This is a genomic window from Candidatus Desulfolinea nitratireducens (assembly GCF_982879505.1).
Genome location: NZ_CEYOSI010000316.1, coordinates 1 through 2,925, shown reverse-complemented (window position 1 = coordinate 2,925; position 2,925 = coordinate 1). Strand labels below are relative to the sequence as shown.

The following is a 2,925-nucleotide window of genomic DNA, read 5'->3' as shown; positions in this document are numbered from 1 at the left end:
GGCTGCGCGGGGCAATTGTTCTTGCGTTAGCATTGAGTATTCCGATTGACTTCCCCGAACGTGACCGATTGCTGGCGATGGCATTTGGGGTGGTACTTTTCACCCTGCTGGTGCAGGGTTTCTCCATGGATACCCTGGTTAAAAAACTGGCCCTGGTCAAGCGCACAGAGAGTCAAATCGAGTATGAGAAACGTCACGCACGCTATATTTCAAACAATTCAGCATCGGAACATCTTGCAGAAATGAATAAGCAAGGCCTGCTTTCCGCGCATATCTGGCACCAGATGAAGCCGATCTTTAAAAAACGCGAAGACTTTTTGCTTGAGGCTATGCAAGATCTTCTTGCAGCTAATCCTACAGTTGAAATCGAAGAGTTGGATTCTGCCCGCCGCGAAGCATTACGCGTCCAACGTTCCACTCTTGGGAGCCTTTTCCGTGATGGAGTCATTTCCGATGAGATATACAGTGATCTGATCGGCGAAGTGGACGAGGCGCTCACAGAAAGACATGTCAATTGGTCTCAATTATTGGAAACGGGTATAGGCAGGAAAAGGACGATCAATAAGATGATGGCAGTAATCGTTCAGGAAGACGATCTAGATAATGTCCTGGTAGAAATGAGCAACGCTGGATTTGGCGCAGATCCTCTCCCCAGCACAGGCGGCTTCCTCAGCAGGAAAAATGTGACCCTGCTGATCGGCATCCCGCGGGGGCGTGAAGCTGATATTGTTAATATTTTGGAGAAATCCTGCAAACGACGGGTTAAATATGTACGCTCTCCTTTGGATGGCGCTTTTCTCCCCCTTTCACGCCCGGTCCCCGTCAAGATTGGCGGAGCAACGATCTTCACCTTTGATATAGAGGAATACCATGAGTTCTAAAAATATGAAAATGATCATCGCCATCGTGCGCAATGCAGATATTGACGTTATCCTGAAAGCATTGCTCGAAAAGGAATTCCGTGTGACCCGCATCGCATCCAGCGGCGGGTTTTTCAGGCGCGGTAACGCAACCCTGATGATGGGAGTGGAGGCTGAAAAGGTGGAGGAAGCCATTCAAATTATCCGGGAACATTGTGAACAGAGCCTTGATCTCGCTGTTAAGCACGCCACTGTTTTTGTCCTTGATATCGATCATTTTGAGCAAGTCTAAAGAACGGCTCGGAACAAGCAAAGAACCCGTTTCCTTGAAGGAAACGGGTCCTTTTTTACTCCAGTAAAAATTCTCTAAAAAATTCACTTACCTTTTTGGTATATCTTGTCTGATAATAGGTGTACATATTCATGTGGACTGGCTCTGCCTCAGTCCACAACCAGCGTGGTTCTCCGGCTGCATCATAAAGGCGGCGGGCAGAATCCTGCGGGATGCGCATATCTCCCATCCCCTGAATGATAAAGACCGGGCGCGGACTGATATCACCGATCACATCCAGGGGGCGAACAAGATCAACATTCATTCCTGTTTCTCTCTCTGCAAAAAATCGAATTAACTCCCGCATTCCCAAAACAGGGATCTGGTGCTCCAATTCATCTTCAAGGGTGGCGAAGGGGCTGTCCGCAATGATCGCTTCAATTTCGGGGCGGCGCGCAGCAGTCAAAATGACCGAAACTGCCCCCATTGAACCACCCCATGCGCCAACTCTCTCCACATCTGACTGCGCCAAGGCAAAATCCAGGGCGGCTTCCACATCCCGTGTTTCGGTATAACCAAATGTGACGGTATCGCCTTCGCTTGCGCCATGTCCGCGAAAATCCCAGGCCAGAACCCCATAGCCCTGCTCTGCAAAAAGAAGATAAAAATCAATCGGGCGAACGGAAGCATGTCCGTGGGCGACCAAAATAACAACGCCGTTTTGGGGCGGCGTATACCACGCTGAAAGACGGATCCCATCCGAAGTAAGCAGCTCAATATCTCTGTATTCAATGCCATGTGCGAGCAATTCGTCGCCTGAGGGGGGCTGCAATCGCCTGGGGTGCACATAGTCCAGCGCGTTATTATAGGAAAACAGCGTCAGGGCAACTGAAAGCAGGATCAAAAAGGAGATCAGCCCAAACCGAATTAAATTCCATCGATATCTCATAAGACAACCTCTTGCCAAAGAGCTCTCGTCGCTGTACCCTTGGCAGCGCGCTTCGAGAAGGACGCCACCGTTTTATCCTTGATATTGATCATTTCGAGCAAGGTCAAAGGTCCCGTTCCCTTGAAAGGAACGGAACCTTTCTTTTAACCGAAAACCAGGTTATCAATTAGCCGTGTTCTGCCCAGATAAACCGCCAATGAGAGCAATGTTTTTCCACTGACAACTGTCAACTCTTCGAGCGAGTCGTAGTCGGCGCAAGAGATATATTCCAGGCGCGCGAGGGGTTCATCGGTGATGATTCCCTCCATAACGCGACGTAAACTATCGGCGCTGCGCTCCCCCTTTTTGTAAGCGGATTGGGCTGCCAGTAAGGATTTGTACAGGACTGAGGCTGCCTGGCGCTCTGCCTCGTTCAGATAGGTGTTCCGGCTCGACATCGCCAGCCCGTCTCGTTCGCGGATGATGGGGCTTGCTACGATTTCAATGGGCATATTCAAATCCCGGACCATACGACGAATGACCGCCACCTGTTGGGCATCTTTCTGCCCGAAGAAGGCCATCTGCGGTTGGACAGCGTTAAAAAGCTTGGCAACCACGGTGGTGACCCCACGAAAATGACCGGGGCGCTTTGCCCCCTCGAGTGGTTTGGTGATCTTCTCAGCCTCGACCCAGGTCTGGAAGCCGGGAGGGTACATCTCTTCAGGAGTCGGTATCCAGAGCAGATCCACGCCAGCCTCGCGCAATAGCTCCCTATCCCGCTCGAGATCGCGAGGGTAGGCATCAAGATCGTCGGTGGGGGCAAACTGTGTCGGGTTGACGAAGATGCTGACCACAACGGAGGCAGA

General features: G+C 51.0%; 4 protein-coding genes. 2 read left to right on the top strand and 2 right to left on the bottom strand.

Translation table 11 applies throughout. The annotated features are described in order from the left end of the window. Positions 1-881: cyclic-di-AMP receptor (locus AC3DOM_RS17155; protein WP_487920256.1), on the top strand; the 881-nt coding region annotated here is incomplete at its 5' end. Then, on the top strand, positions 871-1,152 hold the full coding sequence (locus AC3DOM_RS17150; RefSeq protein WP_487920255.1) for a cyclic-di-AMP receptor: 282 nt from the start codon (positions 871-873) through the stop codon (positions 1,150-1,152). The genes AC3DOM_RS17155 and AC3DOM_RS17150, both read left to right, overlap by 11 nt. 55 nt (positions 1,153-1,207) lie before the next feature. On the opposite strand, the gene AC3DOM_RS17145 is transcribed toward AC3DOM_RS17150, so the two are convergent. Beyond that, positions 1,208-2,080, bottom strand: a complete 873-nt coding sequence (locus tag AC3DOM_RS17145) for an alpha/beta hydrolase (RefSeq protein ID WP_487920254.1) — start codon at positions 2,078-2,080, stop codon at positions 1,208-1,210. A 143-nt stretch (positions 2,081-2,223) separates the two neighbouring features. After that, positions 2,224-2,925: pantoate--beta-alanine ligase (gene panC / locus AC3DOM_RS17140; RefSeq protein WP_487920253.1), on the bottom strand; the 702-nt coding region annotated here is incomplete at its 5' end.

Bases quoted from the DNA above. Each gene is read 5' to 3' on its own strand.
- AC3DOM_RS17145 (WP_487920254.1), bottom strand. From the start codon at position 2,080: ATGAGATATCGATGGAATTTAATTCGGTTTGGGCTGATCTCCTTTTTG.
- AC3DOM_RS17150 (WP_487920255.1), top strand. From the start codon at position 871: ATGAGTTCTAAAAATATGAAAATGATCATCGCCATCGTGCGCAATGCA.